The 22,370-nt window shown below is 38.7% G+C and carries 22 protein-coding genes; 13 read left to right on the top strand and 9 right to left on the bottom strand.

Annotation, left to right across the window (positions count from 1 at the left end):
• Positions 1–36 precede the first annotated feature (36 nt).
• Positions 37–282, bottom strand: coding sequence for a DUF2627 domain-containing protein (locus J2Z23_RS08135; protein WP_209973642.1), 246 nt, complete (start codon positions 280–282; stop codon positions 37–39).
• Positions 283–502: 220 nt separating this feature from the next.
• Here J2Z23_RS08135 and J2Z23_RS08130 point away from each other — a divergent pair, with 220 nt between their 5' ends.
• The 7 genes from J2Z23_RS08130 (at position 503) to J2Z23_RS08100 (ending at position 8,042) form a co-directional block, all read left to right on the top strand.
• The gene (locus J2Z23_RS08130; protein ID WP_057989582.1) at positions 503–1,600 is read left to right on the top strand and encodes a Leu/Phe/Val dehydrogenase; all 1,098 of its coding nucleotides are present in this window, start codon (positions 503–505) and stop codon (positions 1,598–1,600) included.
• A gap of 38 nt (positions 1,601–1,638) precedes the next feature.
• Positions 1,639–3,057: a dihydrolipoyl dehydrogenase gene (lpdA, locus tag J2Z23_RS08125; protein WP_209973640.1), complete on the top strand. Its 1,419-nt coding sequence runs from the start codon at positions 1,639–1,641 to the stop codon at positions 3,055–3,057.
• A 100-nt stretch (positions 3,058–3,157) separates the two neighbouring features.
• Entirely contained in the window at positions 3,158–4,099 is a 942-nt protein-coding gene (locus tag J2Z23_RS08120) for a thiamine pyrophosphate-dependent dehydrogenase E1 component subunit alpha (protein WP_174517110.1), read from the top strand.
• 4 nt (positions 4,100–4,103) lie between these two features.
• Entirely contained in the window at positions 4,104–5,087 is a 984-nt protein-coding gene (locus J2Z23_RS08115; RefSeq protein ID WP_057989575.1) for an alpha-ketoacid dehydrogenase subunit beta, read from the top strand.
• Between the two features lie 21 nt (positions 5,088–5,108).
• Positions 5,109–6,398: a dihydrolipoamide acetyltransferase family protein gene (locus J2Z23_RS08110; RefSeq protein ID WP_209973638.1), complete on the top strand. Its 1,290-nt coding sequence runs from the start codon at positions 5,109–5,111 to the stop codon at positions 6,396–6,398.
• A 540-nt stretch (positions 6,399–6,938) separates the two neighbouring features.
• Positions 6,939–7,376, top strand: coding sequence for a BrxA/BrxB family bacilliredoxin (locus J2Z23_RS08105; protein WP_165589675.1), 438 nt, complete (start codon positions 6,939–6,941; stop codon positions 7,374–7,376).
• A 162-nt stretch (positions 7,377–7,538) separates the two neighbouring features.
• Positions 7,539–8,042 carry a L,D-transpeptidase gene (locus J2Z23_RS08100; protein ID WP_420798615.1) on the top strand — a complete coding sequence of 168 codons (504 nt, stop codon included), beginning with the start codon at positions 7,539–7,541 and terminating at the stop codon, positions 8,040–8,042.
• A 125-nt stretch (positions 8,043–8,167) separates the two neighbouring features.
• Here J2Z23_RS08100 and prli42 read toward each other — a convergent pair whose 3' ends face one another.
• Positions 8,168–8,275 carry a stressosome-associated protein Prli42 gene (gene prli42 / locus J2Z23_RS22570; protein ID WP_274380104.1) on the bottom strand — a complete coding sequence of 36 codons (108 nt, stop codon included), beginning with the start codon at positions 8,273–8,275 and terminating at the stop codon, positions 8,168–8,170.
• A gap of 230 nt (positions 8,276–8,505) precedes the next feature.
• Here prli42 and J2Z23_RS08090 point away from each other — a divergent pair, with 230 nt between their 5' ends.
• The 3 genes from J2Z23_RS08090 (at position 8,506) to J2Z23_RS08080 (ending at position 11,689) form a co-directional block, all read left to right on the top strand.
• Positions 8,506–9,627, top strand: coding sequence for a M20/M25/M40 family metallo-hydrolase (locus J2Z23_RS08090; protein ID WP_209973636.1), 1,122 nt, complete (start codon positions 8,506–8,508; stop codon positions 9,625–9,627).
• Between the two features lie 371 nt (positions 9,628–9,998).
• Positions 9,999–10,463 (top strand): chemotaxis protein CheW, encoded by a 465-nt coding sequence (locus J2Z23_RS08085; protein WP_057989610.1) that lies wholly within the window; start codon positions 9,999–10,001, stop codon positions 10,461–10,463.
• A 35-nt stretch (positions 10,464–10,498) separates the two neighbouring features.
• Positions 10,499–11,689, top strand: coding sequence for a DNA polymerase IV (locus J2Z23_RS08080; protein ID WP_209973634.1), 1,191 nt, complete (start codon positions 10,499–10,501; stop codon positions 11,687–11,689).
• A 12-nt stretch (positions 11,690–11,701) separates the two neighbouring features.
• On the opposite strand, the gene J2Z23_RS08075 is transcribed toward J2Z23_RS08080, so the two are convergent.
• Positions 11,702–12,145 (bottom strand): YueI family protein, encoded by a 444-nt coding sequence (locus J2Z23_RS08075; protein ID WP_057989608.1) that lies wholly within the window; start codon positions 12,143–12,145, stop codon positions 11,702–11,704.
• A gap of 95 nt (positions 12,146–12,240) precedes the next feature.
• Positions 12,241–13,731: a glucose-6-phosphate dehydrogenase gene (gene zwf, locus J2Z23_RS08070; RefSeq protein WP_057989566.1), complete on the bottom strand. Its 1,491-nt coding sequence runs from the start codon at positions 13,729–13,731 to the stop codon at positions 12,241–12,243.
• A gap of 153 nt (positions 13,732–13,884) precedes the next feature.
• Between zwf and rnz the strand changes: the two genes are divergently transcribed.
• Complete coding sequence (gene rnz, locus J2Z23_RS08065; RefSeq protein ID WP_057989564.1) at positions 13,885–14,814, top strand: ribonuclease Z; 930 nt, start codon at positions 13,885–13,887, stop codon at positions 14,812–14,814.
• Between the two features lie 85 nt (positions 14,815–14,899).
• Here rnz and namA read toward each other — a convergent pair whose 3' ends face one another.
• Positions 14,900–15,919 (bottom strand): NADPH dehydrogenase NamA, encoded by a 1,020-nt coding sequence (gene namA, locus J2Z23_RS08060; RefSeq protein ID WP_209973632.1) that lies wholly within the window; start codon positions 15,917–15,919, stop codon positions 14,900–14,902.
• 99 nt (positions 15,920–16,018) lie between these two features.
• The gene (proC, locus tag J2Z23_RS08055; RefSeq protein ID WP_209973630.1) at positions 16,019–16,843 is read right to left on the bottom strand and encodes a pyrroline-5-carboxylate reductase; all 825 of its coding nucleotides are present in this window, start codon (positions 16,841–16,843) and stop codon (positions 16,019–16,021) included.
• Positions 16,844–17,262: 419 nt separating this feature from the next.
• On the opposite strand from proC, the gene J2Z23_RS08050 reads away from it, so the two are divergent.
• Positions 17,263–18,078: an SDR family NAD(P)-dependent oxidoreductase gene (locus tag J2Z23_RS08050; protein WP_057989559.1), complete on the top strand. Its 816-nt coding sequence runs from the start codon at positions 17,263–17,265 to the stop codon at positions 18,076–18,078.
• Between the two features lie 258 nt (positions 18,079–18,336).
• Here the strand turns inward: J2Z23_RS08050 and J2Z23_RS08045 are convergent, their stop codons facing one another.
• The 3 genes from J2Z23_RS08045 to J2Z23_RS08035 form a co-directional block, all read right to left on the bottom strand.
• Positions 18,337–18,693 (bottom strand): YolD-like family protein, encoded by a 357-nt coding sequence (locus J2Z23_RS08045; RefSeq protein WP_057989557.1) that lies wholly within the window; start codon positions 18,691–18,693, stop codon positions 18,337–18,339.
• A gap of 41 nt (positions 18,694–18,734) precedes the next feature.
• Positions 18,735–19,967 carry a DNA polymerase IV gene (locus tag J2Z23_RS08040; protein WP_209973628.1) on the bottom strand — a complete coding sequence of 411 codons (1,233 nt, stop codon included), beginning with the start codon at positions 19,965–19,967 and terminating at the stop codon, positions 18,735–18,737.
• A 575-nt stretch (positions 19,968–20,542) separates the two neighbouring features.
• On the bottom strand, positions 20,543–21,547 hold the full coding sequence (locus J2Z23_RS08035) for an LLM class flavin-dependent oxidoreductase (RefSeq protein ID WP_209973626.1): 1,005 nt from the start codon (positions 21,545–21,547) through the stop codon (positions 20,543–20,545).
• Between the two features lie 396 nt (positions 21,548–21,943).
• Between J2Z23_RS08035 and J2Z23_RS08030 the strand changes: the two genes are divergently transcribed.
• The gene (locus J2Z23_RS08030) at positions 21,944–22,273 is read left to right on the top strand and encodes an iron-sulfur cluster biosynthesis family protein (protein ID WP_057989548.1); all 330 of its coding nucleotides are present in this window, start codon (positions 21,944–21,946) and stop codon (positions 22,271–22,273) included.
• The last annotated feature ends 97 nt before the right edge of the window (positions 22,274–22,370 follow it).

The following is a 22,370-nucleotide window of genomic DNA, read 5'->3' as shown; positions in this document are numbered from 1 at the left end:
TATCGTCGACAAGTCCATTGTCAAGCTTGCCCAAGATTATTTTCCATCACTTTTATTAAAGCGATTTTGAACTTTATTTCTTTTCCGGTCACGATGTAGGACAAAGCCTGCTATAAAACCTAATCCTGCCACAAAAAGAATGGCACCACTTAGAAATTGTAACCATAGAAACGGAAAAGGCTTTTGTAAAATACCAAATAGCATATCTCGCATTAATTTAATCCCATATCCAGCTAGGATACCAGGAATAACTAATAAAATTAGCGCCACAATTCTACCCATATATAGACCCCTTCTATTTTTGAATTACTGATAATGTAAGCTCTCAGGAGAATCACAAATCAAAAAAATTTAGCCACTTATATTTTTTTCTGTATAAAAAAATCATAGTACACCTTAAAGATTTGTCAAGCAACGGGCTTTTCGTTACAATAATAAAGTAGGAATTAGTATTAGGTATCAATATTAGGTCATAATAGAGACACTTCTGGAGGCGCTCAAAATGAAAATATTTGATTATATGGTGAAATATGATTATGAACAACTTTTGTTTTGTCAAGATGAAGCATCAGGTTTAAAGGCGATCATTGCTATTCATGATACCACGCTTGGCCCTGCACTTGGAGGAACAAGAATGTGGACTTATACAACTGAAGAAGACGCTATTGAAGATGCTTTACGATTGGCGAAAGGAATGACATATAAAAACGCAGCAGCAGGTCTGAACTTAGGTGGCGGAAAAACTGTTATTATCGGGGACCCGAAAAAGGATAAAAATGAGGCAATGTTTAGAGCTTTTGGTCGCTTTGTGCAAGGGTTAAATGGCCGTTATATTACTGCTGAAGATGTCGGCACAACTGTCGAAGATATGGACTTGATTCATGAGGAAACTAATTTTGTAACGGGGATTTCACAAGCTTCAGGGTCATCAGGAAATCCATCACCAGTGACCGCTTATGGTTGTTATGTTGGAATGAAAGCTGCTGCAAAGGAAGCATTTGGCTCTGATTCTCTTGAAGGGAAAGTAGTAGCCGTTCAAGGTGTCGGAAATGTTTCGTTTGAATTATGTCGTTATTTACATGAAGAGGGTGCATCTTTAATTGTAACGGATATTAATAAGGATGCTGTAGATCGTGCGGTAGAGGCTTTTGGAGCGAAAGCAGTAGACCCAGATGAGATTTATGCAGTTGAGGCAGATATTTTTTCACCATGCGCTTTGGGAGCAATTATTAATGACCAAACGATTCCGCAATTAAAGGCAAAAGTGATTGCTGGATCGGCCAATAACCAATTGCAAGATCCTCGGCATGGTGATCACATTTATGAAATGGGAATTGTTTATGCTCCGGATTATGTGATAAACGCTGGGGGCGTCATCAATGTAGCGGATGAATTATATGGTTATAATCGCGAAAGAGCTTTAAAAAGAGTGGAAACCATTTACCAAAACGTTGCAAAGGTAATCGAAATTTCGAAGCGAGATCATATCCCGACGTATCTAGCTGCAGATCGGATGGCAGAAGAAAGAATCGAACAAATGAGAAAATCTCGTGGCCAATTCCTCCTTAATGATAAACATATTTTGGCTAATAGAATTTAATTTGAGGATCGTACAAACTTATAAGTGAGGGATATTGAATGGCTACTGAATATGATTTAGTAATCTTGGGAGGCGGAACAGGTGGTTATGTAGCGGCTATCCGTGCCTCACAGCTAGGATTGAAAACGGCTATTGTAGAACAAGATAAACTTGGTGGTACATGTTTACATAAGGGATGTATTCCAAGTAAGGCCATGCTTCGAAGTGCTGAAGTTTTCTCTTTGGCAAAGCGAAGTATTGAATTTGGCATCAGTACGGATCATGTGCATTTGCATATTGAAAGAGTGCAAGAGAGAAAAAATAAGATAGTAAACCAATTATTTAAAGGTGTTCAGCATCTTATTGAAAAGGGAAATATCGATGTTTATAACGGGATAGGTACGATTTTAGGGCCTTCTATTTTTTCACCATTACCTGGAACAGTGTCTGTCGAATTAGAAGATGATAATGAGCTTTTAATTCCGAAAAACCTAATCCTTGCAACGGGCTCCAAACCACGAACTTTACCTGGATTAGAAATAGATGGTGACACGGTGTTAACCTCTGAACATGCCCTAGAACTAACGCAATTGCCTAAATCAATTTTAATTATTGGTGGGGGCGCCATTGGTATAGAGTGGGCTTCAATGCTTGTAGATTTTGGAGTGGAAGTGACTGTATTAGAGTATGCGGATCATATACTGCCTAACGAAGACAAGGATATTTCTCGAGAACTTGCTAAAGTGCTTGAAAAGAAAGGAATTAAATTTATCACGAATGCAAAAGTATTAGCTGAAACGGTTCAGAAAAGCAGCGATGGAGCGACAATTCAAGTCGAGACAGGTGAGGGGATAAAGAGCTTTACCGGCGAAAAGATCCTCGTTTCTGTTGGAAGAGAGGCGAATATCTCCCAACTCGGCTTGCAAAACACAGACATTCGTTTGGAAAAGAATTTTATACAAGTAAATCGCAATATGCAAACCCAAGAATCGCATATATATGCGATTGGAGATATTATTGGTGGGTTACAACTCGCTCATGTCGCTTCACACGAGGGAATTTTAGCCGTTGAACATATCGCTGGATTGAATCCATCTCCTCTTGATTATCAAAATGTGCCTAGATGTGTTTACAGTTCTCCTGAGGTTGCTAGTATCGGTTTGACAGAAAAAGAAGCCTTGAATAAAGGGTTTAAAGTTAAAATAGGAAAATTCCCTTTTATCGCAAATGGAAAAGCTCTAGTTTTGGGTGATACGACAGGTTTTGTTAAAATTATAGCGAATCGAGAAAACCAGGATTTATTAGGAGTTCATATGATTGGCCCGAATGTGACAGACTTAATTTCTGAAGCCGGCTTAGCTCATGTACTTGATGCAACTCCATGGGAGGTTGGCACAATGATTCATCCACATCCGTCACTAAGTGAAACAATCGGTGAAGCTGCATTAGCTGTTGATCGCGCAGCAATTCATATATAAGAATGTATATAGTCAAATTTAGGGAGGGATTTATGTGACAAAAACCCGTCATGCTGAGCTAGGGCTTAGTAATGAAGATGTCTTGGAAATTTATGAAACAATGCTAATGGCAAGGCGACTAGATGAGCGAATGTGGCTCTTGAATCGTGCTGGAAAAATCTCCTTTGTCGTTTCTTGTCAAGGGCAAGAAGCTGCACAAGTGGGAGCAGCATTTGCCTTGAATCGTGAAAAGGATTATATTTTACCTTATTATCGTGATCTTGGGGTTGTACTTTCATTTGGCATGACAGCTAAGGATATCATGCTTTCAAGTTTTGCTAAAGCGGAAGACCCTAACTCAGGTGGAAGACAAATGCCAGGTCATTTTGGTGATAAGAAAAATAGAATTGTCACAGGCTCCTCTCCTGTCACAACCCAAGTTCCACATGCCGTTGGGATCGCTCTTGCCGCACGTATGAAGGGTGATGATATAGTTTCCTTTGTTACCTTTGGTGAAGGTTCATCGAACCAAGGTGATTTTCATGAAGGAGCCAATTTTGCTGGCGTTCATAAATTACCGGTCATCTTTATGTGTGAAAATAACCAATATGCGATTTCCGTCCCTGTTGAGAAACAATTAGCTTGTAAGCAAGTTGCTGATCGTGCTCAAGGATACGGCATGCCGGGATTCACGGTTGATGGACAAGATCCACTAGCTGTGTATGAGGCAGTAAAGATTGCTGCTGAACGAGCAAAGCGTGGGGAAGGTCCTACATTGATTGAGACAATGACACAGCGGAATACTCCTCATTCATCAGATGATGATCATCGTCATTATCGTTCGGAGGAAGAGTTAGCCCAAATACAGGAAAATGACCCTATTTCATTATTTAATCGTTATTTAACTGAAGTGGGCGTTTTGACTGAAGATATAGAAAAAGAAATACAAGGTCGTGTGATTAGACAAGTAAACGAGGCAACGGAATACGCGGAAAATGCACCATATCCGGACCCGGATACAATTCTAGATTTCGTTTATGCAGCGGAAAAACAGGGGGAATGAAACTATGACGGTCCTATCTTATATTGAAGCTGTTACTCTAGCTATGAAGGAAGAGATGGAGCGAGACGAAAAAGTCTTTATACTTGGGGAGGATGTTGGTAAAAAAGGGGGCGTTTTTAAGGCAACCCAAGGTCTGTATGATCAATTTGGTGAAAATCGAGTCATAGATACCCCACTAGCTGAATCTGCTATTGCTGGTGTAGGAATTGGGGCGGCAATGTACGGGTATAGACCTATTGCAGAAATGCAGTTTGCTGACTTTATTATGCCGGCGGTTAATCAAATCATTTCAGAAGCAGCTAGGATTCGCTACCGTTCTAATAATGATTGGAGTTGCCCAATAGTTATTCGGGCACCCTATGGTGGAGGAGTTGGGGGTGGGTTATACCATTCTCAATCAATTGAAGCGATTTTTGCCAACCAGCCAGGTTTGAAAGTTGTCATGCCGTCTACCCCTTATGATATAAAAGGATTATTAAAAGCAGCTGTTCGCGACGAAGATCCTGTCCTATTTTTAGAACATAAAAGAGCTTATCGGATGATTAAAGGAGAGGTTCCAACGGAGGATTATGTATTGCCAATTGGAAAGGCTGATGTAAAAAGAGAAGGTGATGATATTACGGTTATTACCTATGGCCTATGTGTGCATTTTGCTCTCCAAGCAGCCGAACGTTTGGCAGATGAAGGAATAGAAGCACATATTCTTGATTTGAGAACAGTTTATCCGCTTGATCAACAAGCTATTATAGAGGCAGCGGCTAAGACAGGTAAGGTATTACTTATTACGGAGGACAATAAAGAAGGCAGTGTGATTGGTGAGGTCGCGGCGATAATTGCTGAACATTGTTTATTTGAACTGGACGCACCAATTATGAGATTAGCTGGGCCAGATGTTCCTGCAACATCTTTTGCTCCAACTTTGGAAAAAAGCTTCTTGATTAATCCCGACAAAGTCGAAAAATCAATGCGTGAGCTCGCTGAATTTTAATGCAAGTAAGGAGGTTACATCTTGGCAACGGAAAACATCACCATGCCCAAGCTCGGAGAGAGTGTTACGGAAGGAACGATCAGTCGTTGGCTTGTAGAGCCAGGCGATCATGTTGAAAAATATGACCCAATCGCAGAGGTTATGACGGATAAAGTGAATGCTGAAATACCCTCTTCTTTTAAGGGAGTTATTACAGAATTAATTGCTGAGGAAGGAATTACCTTAGAGGTAGGAAAGAATATCTGTACAATTGAGGTGGAAAACAAAGATAACGCACAAAATCAGCAAGAGACAACCGCTAAAATAGGTGCGAAGCGGGAGGAAAATGTGCATATGCGTAATCAAAATGACGAAGCGCAAAAATTAAGGTTTTCGCCGGCTGTACTTAAACTTTCACAAGAACACCAAATCGATTTGTCACAAGTCGTTGGAACAGGTAAGAGTGGACGAATTACGAGAAAAGATGTATTGAAATTTATTGAATCTGGTGAAACTTCTATAGTTGATGAGAAAGCGAGCCAAATCAAAGAGCGAGAAGTTCAATCAACTCCAACCCAGAAACCACAAAGTCATCCGCTTGTTGCACCGAAACAAAAGATCCAAACAGGATGGGGAGATATTGAAATTCCTATTTCAAATGTAAGGAAAGCAATTGCGACCAAAATGGTTCGGAGCAAGGCAGAAATTCCCCATGCTTGGATGATGATTGAAGTGGATGTCACGAAACTTGTTCAATACCGTGATTCTTTGAAAGAAGAATTTAAACAAAAAGAAGGCTTTAATTTAACTTATTTCGCGTTCTTTATTAAAGCTGTCGCACAAGCATTGAAGGAATATCCAATGATCAACTCCGTGTGGGCTGGAGATAAAATAATTCAGAAAAAGGATATTAATATTTCAATTGCTGTTGCATCAGGTGACGAATTATTTGTGCCTGTAATAAAACATGCGGATGAAAAATCGATTAAAGGGATTGCCAGAGATATTGCTGATCTAGCTAATAGAGCTAGGGCGGGAAAATTAACCAATGAGGACATGGAGGGTGGAACCTTTACGATTAATAATACAGGTTCATTTGGATCTGTTCAGTCAATTGGGATTATCAATTATCCTCAGGCTGCTATACTGCAAGTTGAATCGATTATTAAGCGCCCTGTTGTTTTGAATGATGGGATTGCTATTCGTGATATGATCAATCTTTGCCTTTCATTAGATCATCGAATATTGGATGGGCTAATTTGTGGGCATTTTATGCAACGTGTTAAAGAAATTCTTGAAAATATCCCGAAAGAAAACACGTCTGTGTATTAAGGAATGACAGAGCAGGTGGTGAAAATTATCTGCTCTGTTTTATATTGATGCGTAATTTTCGAATTTATATGGAATTGACCATTGCTATGCCCCTATTCCGAATTTAGAGTAAGATTTAGCTGCCTTCCATAGGGATTTTCTGTGAAAAACAAAAAAGGACAGCCATTCGCTGTCCAAAACATCTAGGGAGTTTAGGGGTATGGATCTAGATGTATTACTAGAATACCCATTTTTTGGAAAGTTAAACCCCTTTTGCGAATAAGTTTAAGGATTTGTTAGAAGAAGTTTTATTTTATGATTTGCTAACATAAAATATAGCTACGCTTCCTTATGTCATGCCTTTCAAATATAATATTTGTTGCTTACTAAATTGCATTCAGGGGGAGTCCGGAAGCAAACGGCGGCCCTAGCAATGTTCGGATTAAGGCAGGGAATTTTAAAAATCTCACACATTCATAGAAAACTGATTATTTGCCTAAAAGGCTCAGAAACTGGTATGATATCAAAGAAGAATGCTTGTGCAAAGGAGTGTAAATGCAATTGAGTATGGATTTTAATCTTTATATGAATGATGTAGTAACTCAGGCACGTGAAGATATGGAAAGAGCAGGCTATACACAGCTTACAAACCCTGAGGAAGTTGAAGAGAAATTAACACAAGAGGGAACAACACTTGTGATGATTAATTCAGTTTGTGGATGTGCTGGCGGAATTGCTCGTCCTGCGGCGGCTCATGCTGTTCATTATGATAAACGACCTGATCACCTTGTGACAGTATTTGCCGGTCAAGATAAAGAGGCGACAGCAAAGGCTCGTAGCTTTTTTACCGATTATCCTCCATCTTCTCCATCCTTTGCTTTGTTAAAAGATGGTAAAGTTTGTACAATGGTTGAGCGGCACGAGATTGAAGGGCATGATCCTATGTCTGTAGTAAATAAGCTTCAACAATATTTTGATGAATATTGTGAAGAAGTTTGATGAAAATCCCTAACATATGTTAGGGTTTTTTGCCGTTTACACACTATGATAAGAAGTTTTTTCTATAATGCCTTAGCTGATTGGCTGAACTACTAGTATTGTTCTTTTGATGTATGGGGACTAAGTCACTAGCACAAGCTATAAATAAAAAGGGTGCTGTTAGTGAAGATTTGGATGATGATTTTTCTATTCGTTCCTACACCATTCTGGCCAATGGATGCCACATTACTACCAGGGGATTCGCTTATTATTGTGAACAAACAAACCAATGAGCTTGCTTGGATCGATCAAGGTAAAATAAAATTAAGAACTACAGTCGCAACAGGTAAAAGGAAGGATTGGACACCAGAGGGGCTCTTTACAGTTACTGTCAAAGCCAAGAATCCCTATTATCGAAAATTAAATATTCCCGGAGGATCTTCAAATAATCCGCTCGGCTCAAGATGGATCGGCTTTGATGCGAAGGGGACAGACGGACGAACTTATGGTTTACATGGAACGAATCAGCCTAACTCAATTGGAAGGTATGTTTCAGAAGGGTGTGTTCGCTTAGATAAAGAACCATTAGAATTTTTATATGACCAAATTCTAATTAACACAAAGATATTAGTCACAAATTCTTCATTATCTTTTGAACAACTTGCTCAATCGCAAGGAGTATTGTAAGGTTCAACTAATAAAGACTGATTACAGGATGTATTGGCTTCACCCTGTTGTTACATAATACACAGGATTTTTAGGGAATTAATTATAAAAGGTGAGTGACAAAAAGTCCTCACCTTCAGACTTCCCTAGAGGAAAGAAAGACCAGCTATAATCGTGGTTGCTATCATAGAAAAGATCATAAGATAAATGACGACTTTTTGAATTTTTTTATTGGACAATTTGAAGCACCTCATCATTATTTCTTTACAACCATTTTAGACGGAAAAGCAAGAGGATACAAGTCTATTCTTTAATTTTCCCTTATCAATCATACAAAAATAAACCGTTTATACCGATAAATTGAATTGTTTTTTTGCAATTCTATATCTGGCTAAGTTTTCAAATCGTTGTTTTCTCCTTAAATCGTGATAAAATTGTAAGATAAATAGTATTTACTGAATGACAATTTGGAGGTTTGACGTATATGGTTAATCAAGAACGAATCGTAAATGAATTTTTAGAGTTAGTACAGATTGATTCTGAAACGACTCAAGAAACCAATATTGCAAAAGCACTAAAGGAAAAATTCTCCTCTCTAGGTCTTGAAGTTTATGAGGATGATACGAAGGAAAAGACGGGTCATGGTGCTGGTAATTTATTTTGTACGTTAAAGGCTAATAAACAAGGGATAGACCCAATTTATTTCACCTGTCATATGGACACTGTAGTCCCGGGAAATGGAATTAAACCAACAATCAAGGATGGTTATATTGTTACGGATGGAACAACCATTTTAGGAGCAGATGATAAAGCTGGTATTTCCGCCTTATTAGAGGCGATTCGAGTCATTCAAGAAGACAATATCGAGCACGGAGATATTCAGTTTGTTATTACAGTAGGAGAAGAATCCGGATTAGTTGGAGCAAAAGCATTAGATCCTAATTTGCTGCAAGCAAAATACGGATTTGCTCTTGACAGTGATGAAAAGGTAGGAAATATTATTGTCGCAGCCCCAACTCAAGCCAAAATTACTACTCATATATATGGTAAAACGGCTCATGCTGGTGTTGCGCCGGAAAAAGGTGTTTCAGCGATTACCATTGCTGCTAAAGCAGTTTCTAAGATGCCACTTGGTCGTATCGATGAAGAAACGACAGCAAATATTGGTCGTTTTGAAGGTGGTAAAGCGACAAATATTGTGGCGGATGAGGTATTTGTATTAGCGGAAGCACGCTCTCTTGTCGCCGAAAAAATGGAAGCACAAGTAGAAGCAATGAAGAAAGCTTTTGAAGAAACAGCTAAAGAAATGGGTGGATCTGCCGATACTGTTATTGACATTATGTATCCAGGCTTTAAATACTCTGATGGTGATCTTGTTGTGGAAATAGCGAAAAAAGCAGCCAAAAAAATTGGACGTGAACCAAAATTATTAAAAAGTGGTGGAGGCAGTGATGCCAATGTTTTCGCAGGCTTTAATATACCGACAGTGAATTTAGCGGTTGGATATGAAGAAATTCATACAACAAATGAAAAAATGCCAGTTGAAGAACTAAGTAAATTAGCGGAGATGACTGTTGCTATCATCGAGGAAGTTTCCAATCAATAAGTAAGGCGAAATGTCTGTTTAGCGTGTACAAACTTTTTGGCAAAGGATGTAGTCTAAAGACAAAGACATGCCTTTCTAGCAGCAGGCTTAATCAGTGACATTCTGTCGCGGGTTAAGCCTGCACTATAGTACCAACCTGTATTTCGTAACGTCAATGGACTCGTATCCTTCGAGCCACTCGTCTTACTACCTATATTTAGATATAAAGGACGAACTGATGTTGCTCCTCATAGGAAAGAACCGAAAATTTGGCACTGGAACGAATCCAGTATTAATCAATTTTTCTCTCTTATCATGTAAAATCTCGGTAGGGAAACGGTCATGCCTGTTTTTCTAACCCTTTTTAGAAAGGATTGTGTAAAAAATTGTCTATGACGAGTGTTGTTTTTAGTGCCGGGAATGAAGAATATGCTATCCCTGTACAGTACATCATTTCAATTGAAAAAATGGAAGAAATTAATCCCATACCTCATCTACCTTCTTATGTAAGGGGAGTCGTAAGATCTAGAGATGAATTAATTCCCGTTTTAGATTTAGCAACGATTTTATATGAAAGCGCAACCCCGATGAATATGGAAGCGCGTCTACTTGTTATTCAAACGAAAGAATTTTCGTATGGTTTAGCTGTTCATGACGCTAAAGAGATCCTCGAAATTCCTTCTGAGGCATTGCAACAAGTTGGACTTGTCGCTTATCATAAAACCAAGTATTTTTCTTCTATCGCTAATTTACAAGATCGATTGATCACAATGATTGATCCTGACGAATTACTAAATGTTTTAGATGGTGTAAAAGAAATTAGAAATTATATGATTGAGTTACAGCAAGAAGCTTAATCACTAGTTTTATTTTTTTCAGAGGATGATTTAATGTGCAGCAATTCTATCCAAAAAAAGGCCGTGTTATTTTACATGTGGATATGAACAGCTTCTTTGCTTCTGTAGAAATGGCTTATGATCCAACATTGAAGGGGAAACCTTTGGCCATTGCAGGGGATGAGAGGCAAAGAAAAGGAATTGTTGTGACATGCAGTTATGAGGCACGGAAGTTTGGAGTCAAGACGCCGATGCCCCTTTGGGAAGCGAAGAAACTCTGTCCAAATTTACTTGTAAAGAGACCGAATTTTGAGCGCTATCGTCAAGCTTCACAAGCAATGTTTGAGCTGTTACGAACGTTTTCTGATTTAGTGGAACCTGTTTCGATCGATGAAGGATACATAGACATTTCAGCATGTCAAGAACTGGGAAGCCCTTTAGAAATTGCCAATCGAATTCAACAACTGCTGCTAAACCAATTAGATTTGCCTTGTAGTATTGGCATTGCACCGAATAAGTTTTTGGCGAAAATGGCTTCTGATATGAAAAAACCACTTGGAATCACAGTGTTACGTAAAAGAGATGTCCCTCATATTTTGTGGCCCTTGCCTGTAGTAGAAATGCATGGAGTCGGCGAAAAAACGGCGATAAAAATGGCTGATTTACAGATTAAAACAATTGGTGACTTGGCAAAAGCAAATGATATGCAGCTTCGCGCTACATTAGGGATTCGAGGACTAAAATTGAAAGAACGGGCTAATGGTGAAGACATTCGTGCTGTTGATCCCGACGCAGCAGCTGAAAATAAAAGTGTCGGTAATTCTGTAACTTTGCCGCAAGATTTAGCTATTCAGGCCGAGTTGCTTGCTGTTCTTGAGAAATTAGCTAAGAGTGTTTCAGATAGAATGAAGAAAAAAGGATACCTAACCATGAATGTGGCGATTACCATTCGTTATAAAGATCGTAAAACCATCACACGGGGAAGGAAATTACGCAACCCTTTGATTCGATCTGATGAGATCTTTTTGGAAGCTAAAAGTTTATTTATTGAAAATTGGAATGGACACCCGGTTCGTCTTCTAGGTATTACGGGGTTGGATCTTGTCGATGAAGATCAAGCCAATGAACAGCTTAATCTTTTTACATTTGAAAAAGCGGCAAAACTTGAGCCGCTTCATCAAGTGGTTGATCAACTTCGCGATAAATATGGTCATGCGATCTTCAAGAAAGGGAAGGACTTTGATTAAATATATATTATGTCATTTCCTTAAAAAGCTTTTTAATCCAGAAAAAATTCCCTTTTTTTTCTTTGTGGGCGGCTGTTGCTGCTCCTTTTTTTTAGAAATAAAGATCTCATCTTTTTCTATGGCATGGTTATATGTGAGCACTAATCCAATATTGGTATCAGCCGTATGATTGTTAATAATAGAAAAGGCTATTTGGTTGTTTCTTGCTATGGCGATATAGTCGGATATATAACTATAATCTAGATCCCCATTAAGTAATAATGTTGCTTTAGGATTTTCTTTCATCAATTGTACTACTTCTGGGTAGGTACCTTGTTCCATAACTTGCCCTTTAGTTAAGGCAACGACAATTCTTTCTCTTAAGGTTCCAAGGTATTTTTTGCGTTCTGCAGGTTTTATTTGCTTTTCCCCATACATACCCTTTTCAAGATAATCGTCTATATTTGTTCGATCCACGGTAAACACCTCCGCGATACTATATTCAAAAAAATGTTTAACTGTTAATGAGAATAGGAGGGGCATGGATTTGCAGCCCCTCCGACAATCAATAATCAGTTTTCATCATTTGTGACAGACCACCACTGGAATCCGTCTTTTTCTAATAATTGGTCAGCTTCCACTGGACCCATTGTACCGGCAGGATAATTAGGAAATGCTGCCTTGTTTTCTTCCCATACCCGGCTAATTTTATCAACGAAATTCCAAGAAAGCGCAACTTCATCCCAGTGTGTAAAGTTAGTTGCATCACCGCGTAGGCAATCATGAAGAAGTTTTTCATATGCTTCAGGTGTATTATACCCGGCAATATCATTCGTTGAAAAGTCCAGTTTTACTGGTTTCGTCTCCATAGAATGTCCAGTATTCTTTGCATTTAAGTGGAGAGTGATTCCTTCTTCAGGTTGAATATGAATGACAAGTAAATTAGGAGCCAACTTCTCATCAGAATTATAATATAAATTCATTGGCACATCTTTAAATTGGATAATGATTTTTGTTGATTTTGTTGACATCCGCTTGCCTGTTCGGATATAAAAAGGAACACCTGCCCAACGGAAATTATCAATCATTAATTTTCCTGCTACAAAAGTAGCTGTGTTAGAGTCAGGCTGTACATTTGTTTCTTCACGGTAACCAAGCGCAGGCTGCTCTGAATTGGTACTTGGTCCATATTGTCCGCGAACAAAATAGCTTTCAACTTCTTCATCCTTCATTGGTTTTAAAGCTCTTAAAACTTTTACCTTTTCACTGCGAATTTCTTGAGGTGTTAAGCGAATTGGAGGCTCCATAGCTAATAAGGCAACCATTTGTAGCATATGATTTTGTACCATATCACGTAGAGCACCACTATTTTCATAATACCCTCCACGTTCCTCGACACCTAAGACCTCGCTTGAAGTCACCTGGATATTAGAAATAAAGCGATTATTCCAAAGCGGTTCGAAAATGGCATTGGCAAAGCGAATCACTTCGATATTTTGCACCATTTCTTTTCCAAGGTAATGATCGATACGATAAATATCATTTTCATCAAACACATTACGAATTCGTTTATTTAACTCTTTAGCTGATTCCAAATCATGTCCAAAAGGCTTTTCAATGACAAGTCTATGGAAACCAGGAGTATCTGTTAATCCATCTTGTTTTAGATGTTCAGCAATCGTTCCGAAAAATTCAGGTGCCATAGCTAGATAGAAAATTCGATTCCCTTGTAAGGAATATTTTTCGTCCAAATCGTTCGCTAACTCTTTCAATTGTATGTAAGATGCAGAATCGGATACATCATGAGCTTGATAATAAAAACGAGAAATAAATGTCTCGACGTTTTCGGCTTCGGGAATAGAAGATAGCACAGAATCTTTCACATGAGCTCGTAATACATCATTGCTCCATGGTCTTCGCCCAACACCAATTACAGCAAAATGTTCGGCTAGTTGCCCTTTTGTAAAAAGGTGATAAAGGGAAGGATAAAGTTTTCTCTTCGCTAAATCGCCTGTTGCTCCAAATATTGTAATCAAAGATGCAGGTGTTTCTGATTGAATCATTTCGTCAACCTCACTTTTTTATAAGTAATACCTATATATTTATTTTATCAACTTTGTTGAAAAAACTCGACTATTGGATCAAAAATTTGCAAATTTCCCCTTAACCAGCTCATAATGGTAAAATATATGAAAACGATCATTTGGGGGTGCAGAATGGAACTTTTATTTTTAGGTACTGGAGCTGGGATGCCTGCCAAACAACGTAATGTCTCATCACTTGCGTTGATGTTGCTTCAGGAGCGAAATGCTGTATGGCTTTTCGATTGTGGGGAAGCAACCCAACATCAAATTTTACATACCTCATTAAAACCAGGGAAAATTGAAAAGATTTTTATCTCCCATTTGCATGGAGATCATATATATGGATTGCCTGGTTTAATCGGGAGCCGATCCTTCCAAGGGGGAACGACAGAATTGACCATCTATGGGCCAAAAGGAATTCGTGACTTTATCGAGGTCTCCCTTAGTGTCAGTCAAACTCGATTACGCTATCCCTTAACCATTATTGAAATAGAAGAAGGATGCATTTTCGAAGATGACCAATTTCTTGTTGAAACAGCTCTCTTAGATCATGGTATTCCGAGTTTCGGTTTTAGAATTACCGAACGAGATCGGCCTGGAACTCTTGATTCTGGACGTCTTAAGGCAAAAGGTATTCCCCCAGGTCCCATCTATAAAAAATTAAAAATGGGAGAATCCGTCCAATTAGATCATGGTGAAACTGTGTCAGGATTAGATTTTTTAGGCCCTGATATAAAAGGACGAATTATTACGATTCTTGGTGATACCCGTCCATGCGCTAATGCTTTACAATTGGCAGAAAAAGCAGATGTACTTGTCCACGAAGCCACTTTTGCTGCCGGTAATGAAGAAATGGCTGTGGAGTATTTTCATTCTACTACTACGCAAGCAGCCAATATAGCTAAAGAAGCTGGGGTTCAAGAATTAATCTTAAATCATATTAGCTCCCGGTATTTAAAAGCAGATTGGGATCAACTTGTGCATGAAGCGAGAAACATTTTCCCAAACACACAATTATCCAACGACTTTTCGCAAATGACGATTGCCCCACATAAATCATAATAGGGCAATCGTTTTTTGGTCCAGCTAAGATTTTTATCCAGAACATTTACTAATCTGCATTAATCAAAACATGTGCATGATTGTTTTAGTCCCAGCCTCTCCGATATTGCTCCGGAGCTTTAATGGCATAATTTAATTCTTTTGCAGCTTCTTTTGCCCAATAAGGGTTTTGGAGCAAAGCCCGCCCTACAAAAATAAGATCTGCTCGTTGATTTTGTAGAATTTCTTCAGCTTGGATGCCATTTGTAATTAATCCAACAGTTCCAGTTGGGATCTTAACAGCATGACGGATTTGTTCGGCAAATGGCACTTGGTAACCAGGATAGACATGGATTGAAGCAGGGACAACCCCACCTGAACTTACATCAATCAAATCTACACCTTGCTCTTTCAGCCACTGCCCGATTTGGATAAAATCCTTTGTATGTAGCCCTTCATTGTGATATTCATTTGCAGATATCCGGACAAACAATGGTCCATCCCAAACTTGGCGAACGGCATCAATGGTTTCACGTAAAAGCCGATAACGCTTTTCTTGTGTTCCGCCATAATCATCTGTACGATGATTCGTGAGCGGCGAGAGGAATTCATTGATTAAATATCCATGGGCAGCATGAAGTTCGATCACATCAAAATCAGCTTTTTTTGCCCGCTCCGCTGCAATGGCGAAAGCCTCAACGGTTTTCCTTATTTCTTCTATCGTCATTTCTTTTGGCGTTTTCATCTTGTCATCGAACGGAAGTGCACTTGGAGCTAGAATATCTCCTTCCAAGACGGCTTTTCTTCCGGCATGCGCAAGTTGAATGCCAGCTGCCGTTCCGTGTCGTTTCACTCGCGATGTTAATTTTTTTAAACCTGTAATATGCTCATCGCTCCAGATTCCTAAATCCTGAGGACTAATTCTCCCCTCAGGAACAACAGCTGTAGCTTCTACCATGATTAGGCCTACTTGCCCAACGGCTCGGCTTGTATAATGCGTGTAATGCCAATCATTAACCATCCCATCTTCCTGTTCACAGGAATACATGCACATCGGGGACATCACAATTCTATTTTTAAATGTCTTATTTTTTATCTGATAGGATTCAAATAATTTTATTGACATTATCGACCACTTCCTTTACTCCTTTAAAATATGACTGTGTACCATTATAGCAATGGTTGAAAAGAAGGGGTAGTAGGAAGCTCACGAACAATCAGAAAATTACTTAATTTGTTCGTGAAATAGAGCAGCTAATTTTTTAGATTGCTTTTCAGCTGCTAAAATACAATTGGCAAAAGTTTTTGCCACTTCCTGTTCCTGAAGAACTTTAAGACCTGCTTCTGTTGTTCCCCCAGGGCTAGTGACATTATCTCGTAATTCGGCCGCCTCTTTGCCTGTCTCCTGTAACATATGAATTGCCCCATTCATCGTTTGAATAATGAGTTGTCGAGCCATATCTTTTTCAATCCCTAATTGCTCGGCTGCTTTTTCCATCGCCTCGACGATATAATAAAAGTAGGCGGGACCGCTTCCGGAAAGGGCTGTAATGGCATCAAGCTTATTTTCCTCCACAATAACAGTACTGCCAATTGCTTTGAAAATCGTTTGGGCTAATTGCTGTTGTTCTTGGGAAACAAATTCATTAAAAGTAATGGCTGTCGCGGATTTTCCAACACTTGCTGAAGTATTGGGCATGACGCGTGCGACTGCATAATCGTTTTTTAGATTAGTAGAGATAGATTCAATCGATATTCCTGCCATCACTGAAACGATAAACATTTGCTTTGTGAGATAGGGGGACAGTTGTTGTAAAATCTCTTCAGCGTTCTTTGGTTTTACAGCTAAGATCACCATATCTGCGTTATGGAGCAGTGCTTGCAAATCATAAGTTATTTGCACTGCATATTGCTCCCGCAAACTTTCTAATCTTGCTTGTGCCTGCCGATTTGTCACCCACAGATTTTGAGGTGAACAGGCTTCCTTGTTTAGTATGCCTTTTAAAATAGCTTCAGCCATAGAGCCTGCCCCTATAAAGGCTATTTTCATTTTATTCACTCTCTTCTTTTGAAAATAAAAGGTAATCGGATAAAAGGAGGAATTCAATAGGAAAAACCGCTTATGAAATATGCCTGTTTCTACGGGTGCGTGGGGAGTTTCCTTATGGCAAAGCCACTGGATTTTTAAATAACTCTATCCTTCCGCAAGAGTGACATATCCTATTCGCTCATTTATCCTTCAATTCTGGAATTCCACACAATACTCCGAATACCCAAAATAAAAAACTTCCATCCAAGTTAGGATGAAAGAGCTTTTTTGACTTGTTTTTTGACTTGAAGTTATCTTTGATTATGCAAATCATCCTCGCGCTTGTCAAGAGGAAGTAGTGAAAAACTTATAAGCCTATTCGATTAGTGAGATTTCATTTATACTGTTGAATAGATAATAAACGTAATGAGGGATTGGCAATGGAGAAAAGTTTAACGAGGAAAAATAATCGAATACAAGGAAAAACAATTGTGATCACAGGGGCCTCAGGAGGGCTAGGTAGAGAACTTGCAAAGCAATGTGCTCAAAATGGAGCTAACCTTTTTTTGCTCGCTCGTCGAGAAGGAGAGTTAATCAAACTGGCCTATGAGCTCCAAGAAACATATAAAGTGGATTGTACAGCAATAAAAGTTGATGTAACAGCTACGAATGAAATACAGAATGTGTTCCAATATATTCGCGAACAAATAGGGAAGATTGATGTACTCGTTAATAATGCTGGTTATGGAATTTTTGCTGAGGCTGAATCGCTAGACTTAGAAGAAGTCGAAAAAATGTTTGCTGTGAATGTTTTGGGATTGATCACTTGCACAAAAGAAGCAATTCCTTTGCTACGTTCCAGTAAACATGCCCATATTATCAATATTGCTTCACAGGCAGGAAAATTAGCTACACCTAAATCAAGCGCTTATGCAGCTACTAAACATGCGGTTCTTGGCTATACGGATAGTTTGCGGATGGAATTAGCACCAGCTAGTATTTTGGTGACTGCGGTGAATCCGGGTCCCATTCGAACAAATTTTTTTGAACATACAGATCCAGAGGGGAATTATTTGGAGCAATTAGGAAAGGTCGTCTTGGAGCCTCATTATGTGGCGGAGCAAATAGTGAAAGCAATGCTTACATCAAAAAGAGAAATTAATTTACCATGGTGGATGAACTTCGCCGCCATTCTTCATACCCTTATGCCGAGAGTAGTTGAAAAAGTAGGGAAAAAGGCTTTTTATAAAAAATAAACATGGAGAGAAAGCTCACAATAAAGCGAGGAAAAAGTATGGAGCAATGTCTCTTGTATATAAGGCGATGGGTGCGAAGTCAGTTCGTTTCACGACTGTGGCGAACTACCCATCATTTTGGCTCAATATATTATGAATAAAAATTAGCCTGCATTGCTGGCCCCCTTTTCACTGAAATAGCAGCGATGGCTAAGGCAATCATTAATAATAGGTAAAAATTGGTGCTTGCAAAATGATCATTAAAGAGAAGGAGCTCACTTAAAGGGCTCCTTCCATTTTTTCAATTTGGAGGATTTTGTGAAAAGGTAGGGTTAGCACCATATGTCGATTGCTTACTTTCAGGGATGCCTCTTGGCTATTGATCTTTTTGATTTTACCAGAAAACTGCGCAGGTCCATATTTTTCCGCATAGGTTATAGTAATAGAACAATTTTGTTTGATAGCGGCTTGAATGATAAGGTCCATTTCTTGAAGTTGTTCTTCGGTGAGTTGCGGCATGTGAAAGAGCTCTTGGTTTCGTCGTTCTTTCAATAACTGCTCCTTATGTTCTGGTAAAATCATTCGGCTTGATTCCCACATTAAATTGTGTCCAGCTGTTAATTTATTTGCTTTCATTGACATTCTCCCTTCTAATGTTAAAGATCCATCATGACAATTTACTTATAATGGCCACCTATTTTTTCAGCTCTATGAAAAGCCTGCCCAGCTTCATTTAAAGAGGAAGCGCGAATTAAAGCGGTCGGTCCATATTTCAGATAAACAAAATCTAAAGCCTGATTGATTTTTTCCTTTTTTAGTTCAGAATTAAATAAATTTAATTGATATTGCTGGGCGATTTGTAATTGGGAAAGCGTTACTCCGATACTACGCACTGGTAAGCCATCCCAATATTTTTGAAAAAGTAGACAAACTGCATGAAAGATATCTAGGTCAAAATGGGTAGGAGTGGTTAATTTCAGCTGCCGCTGGAACCCTGTAGGGGTTTTGAAGCTAGTGCCCCGAACACTCAATGATACAGTGCCTCCCATATAGTCTTTAAAACGGGCGCGCCGGGCAACTTCCTCACTTAATTCAAGTAGGACTACCTTGATATCCTCTAGGCGATTATAATCTCTTGGTAATGTCATATGATGGCCAATAGCCTTTTGCTGATCATGGGTCTTGACAGTTACAGGGGAGTGATTGATGCCATTTGCTGTCTGCCAAAGTACCTCTCCATTAATTCCCCATCTTTTCTTTAAAATATGTAAAGGGAAGTTGGCTAAATGGCCAATCGTTCGGATACCCATACGTTTTAAATGTTGTTCCATCCTTCTACCGATCCCGAACATTTTCTCAATGGGAAGTTTCCACATATATTCCTCTATATTGTCAAAATCTAGTTGAAATATGCCGTCCTTATTTTTCTTAGCAAATTGATCACAAGCCATTTTAGCTAATATTTTATTAGGACCAATTCCAACTCGCGCTTTTATGCCAACTTTATTCAAAATAGTGGCTTGAATATTTTTGGCGATTGCCAATGGTTCTCCAAATAAATGCTGGCTCGCTGTGACATCTAGAAATTGTTCATCAATCGAGTATACTTCTACCAGGTCGGTAAATTGATTTAAAATATTCGTAATCTTGATGGAGATATCAACATAGAGTTGCATCCGTGGTCGGAGAATGATTGCCTGTGGGCATTGCTTCTGTGCTTCCCATAAGCGGGAAGCATTTTGTACACCATGTTTCTTTGCGAGTGGGCATGCAGCTAGAACTACGCCACTGCGTCTTTCTGGATCTCCAGAAATTATAACTGGCTGCTGAGCAAGTTCAGGATGAGCCGCTTTTTCTATTGATGCATAAAAGGATTGCATGTCTACTAGAAAAATCACTTTTTTCTTCATGTTCCTTCTCCTTCCAGAAAACAGTTTTAAGACTCTTGTAAAGTAGGATGAAACTGTATAAAATAATCTTTACAGTTTTTAGTTTTGAAAAATAATATGTGTCCCAACAAAACAAGGAACATACTTTCGTATTTATTATATACGAAAGTATGTTCCTTTAATACTGTAAAAAAAAGGAAGTTGGTGTAAAGAAGAAGGAAAAAGCGGTTTAATGGAAGCAAGATAAAACAATAAGATAACCTCCAAATTTGCCCATTTTCGGAATATACGGATGTCGGCAGTGAGTGTCATCCATACGCGTAAGCAGAAAAGGAGCAGAACCTTAATATCACTTTTGGTCAATAATTTGTATTTGTTACGGAATATGCGAAAGATAGAAGGGAGGACATAACAAAATTTCAAGTATAATAGACGAATCCTAGCGTGTACTATTAGCAATATTTAAAGCAAGAAGAAATGTAGGTTCAATGTGAAGTGAAACAAGCTTTTCAAAGTTCCTGGAAAATGTCTCAGCTAATGCATTAATAAGTTATAGCCTAGATCCAGGGATGGATCCTGAATTTAGGCTAATAGTATTATTGGTGTAACCCAAAAGCTTGTGCCAATAAACTTATTCCTTCTATGCGGTTATCGGCACCATAAAAATTAGGGATAATGGTGATTTCATTTGTCTGATATAGTTCAGCTATCTGTTTGATTTCCTCTTTAACTTGTTCGGCATTTCCAATGATCATGCGCTTTCGATTTTGCAGGACCTTTTCCTTTTCAACAAAGCTAAATCCCCGGTTTTTTGCAGTTTGAATAGATGGATAATAAGGCGGAGGGGTGGCAGACTCAACAAATAGCAACCATAAATCAAAAGCTTGTGCCAGTTCCATCGCTTTTTCTGTTGTCTCTGCAATAATAGCAAATACAGCTATCATAACTTTTGGCCTCTTGAGTAATAGCGAGGGCCTAAAATCTTTGCGGTAATGAGCTATGGCATCCAGTCCAGCTTTAGATGGTTTTGCGAAATGGGCAAAAGCATAAGCTGTTCCATTTTCAGCAGCCATTTTAGCACTATCTTTGCCAGTGCCTAACATCCACATTTCTGGAGTGGTCTCTATAACTGGGGTGGCGACCAGGCTGTTGAATCGATGATTTTCGAAAGTATGATTCGATAAAAATTTAGCTAGATCCTGTATTTGTTGTTCATAGGATACTCGTTTACCTTTTGTTTCGTTCAAGGCAAGATTAACAATTTGATAGCTAGGTGATCTTCCAATGCCGAGGTCAATTCGGTTGGGGTGCAATGCCTCAAGCATGCGAAAATTTTCTGCCACCTTATATGGGCTGTAATGAGGCAGCATGACACCGCCTGAACCAATTCGTATAGACTTAGTTGCTGTGGCGAGATGCATCATCAGCATCTCTGGACTACTGCCGGCAACAGATAACACATTGTGATGTTCAGCTACCCAGAATCGATGATAACCAAGTTTATCAGCGTACCGCGCTAATTCCGTCGTCTGCAGCAATGCCTGGCGTGCGTTAGTCCCCTCATCTATTGGGGAATAATCAAGTATATTTAATGTAAGCAATGTTGTATCTCCTTATCTAAACGATTGAACGTCTCTGCCCCAAATTTCCGGGTGACATCTAATCAACGTTTTGGCTCCATAAATATCTACTTCATTATCAGTTCAATATTAATGAATTGATTATATGCTTGTATTTATTATAGAGAAATTTTAAGGAGATCACAATTGGTCCAGTATTAAAGGAATCTTATATTATTCTGCTTTCAAGGTTTGTTTTTATCCAAATTAAAAATATGAGAAGGCGCAAGTAATTGTGAATGGCCAATTGGAAAATCTTTGGAGGAGCGAGAAAGATGATTGAAAAAGGGTATTTTTGTTGAGTCATAATCTGCATTCCTGTGAGAATATAAAGTTCATGTTAAGATAAAGGAAAGTGAACGAAAGGTGAGGAGAGTTATGAAGTTATTTATTACAGCAGAAGCGGAGAAACAAATAAAGAAAAAAATGAACACAGATTATTCTATTGTAACCTTAAAATATGAAACAGAGGGCTGTGGTTGTGCAGTTAGTGGTATACCTACCCTAGAATTAACTAACAAAGAAAATTTTATTGAAGAGGATTATTCAAAAATCCCAACTAATACAATGGATGTATATATAGAAAAGACAAAATTAGTTTTTTTCGATGATGAAATGAAAATTAACTTTTTACCAGAGAAACAAACTTTCCAACTTAGCAGTCCTAGCGAAATATTAAATGGGCGAATGAGTTGTCAATTAAAATAGGCGTAAAAATTAGAACCCGGACATCATGGATGATGTCCGGGTTTGTATAAAGGTGGGCCACAGTAATTCACTCAAGGAGTAATATCTTGGCCTGAGC

It is taken from the genome of Lederbergia galactosidilytica, assembly GCF_017873565.1.
GTDB lineage: Bacteria > Bacillota > Bacilli > Bacillales > Bacillaceae_C > Lederbergia > Lederbergia galactosidilytica.
Note: the sequence above shows the minus strand (reverse complement) of the source record. Positions and strands in the feature narration are given on the sequence as shown.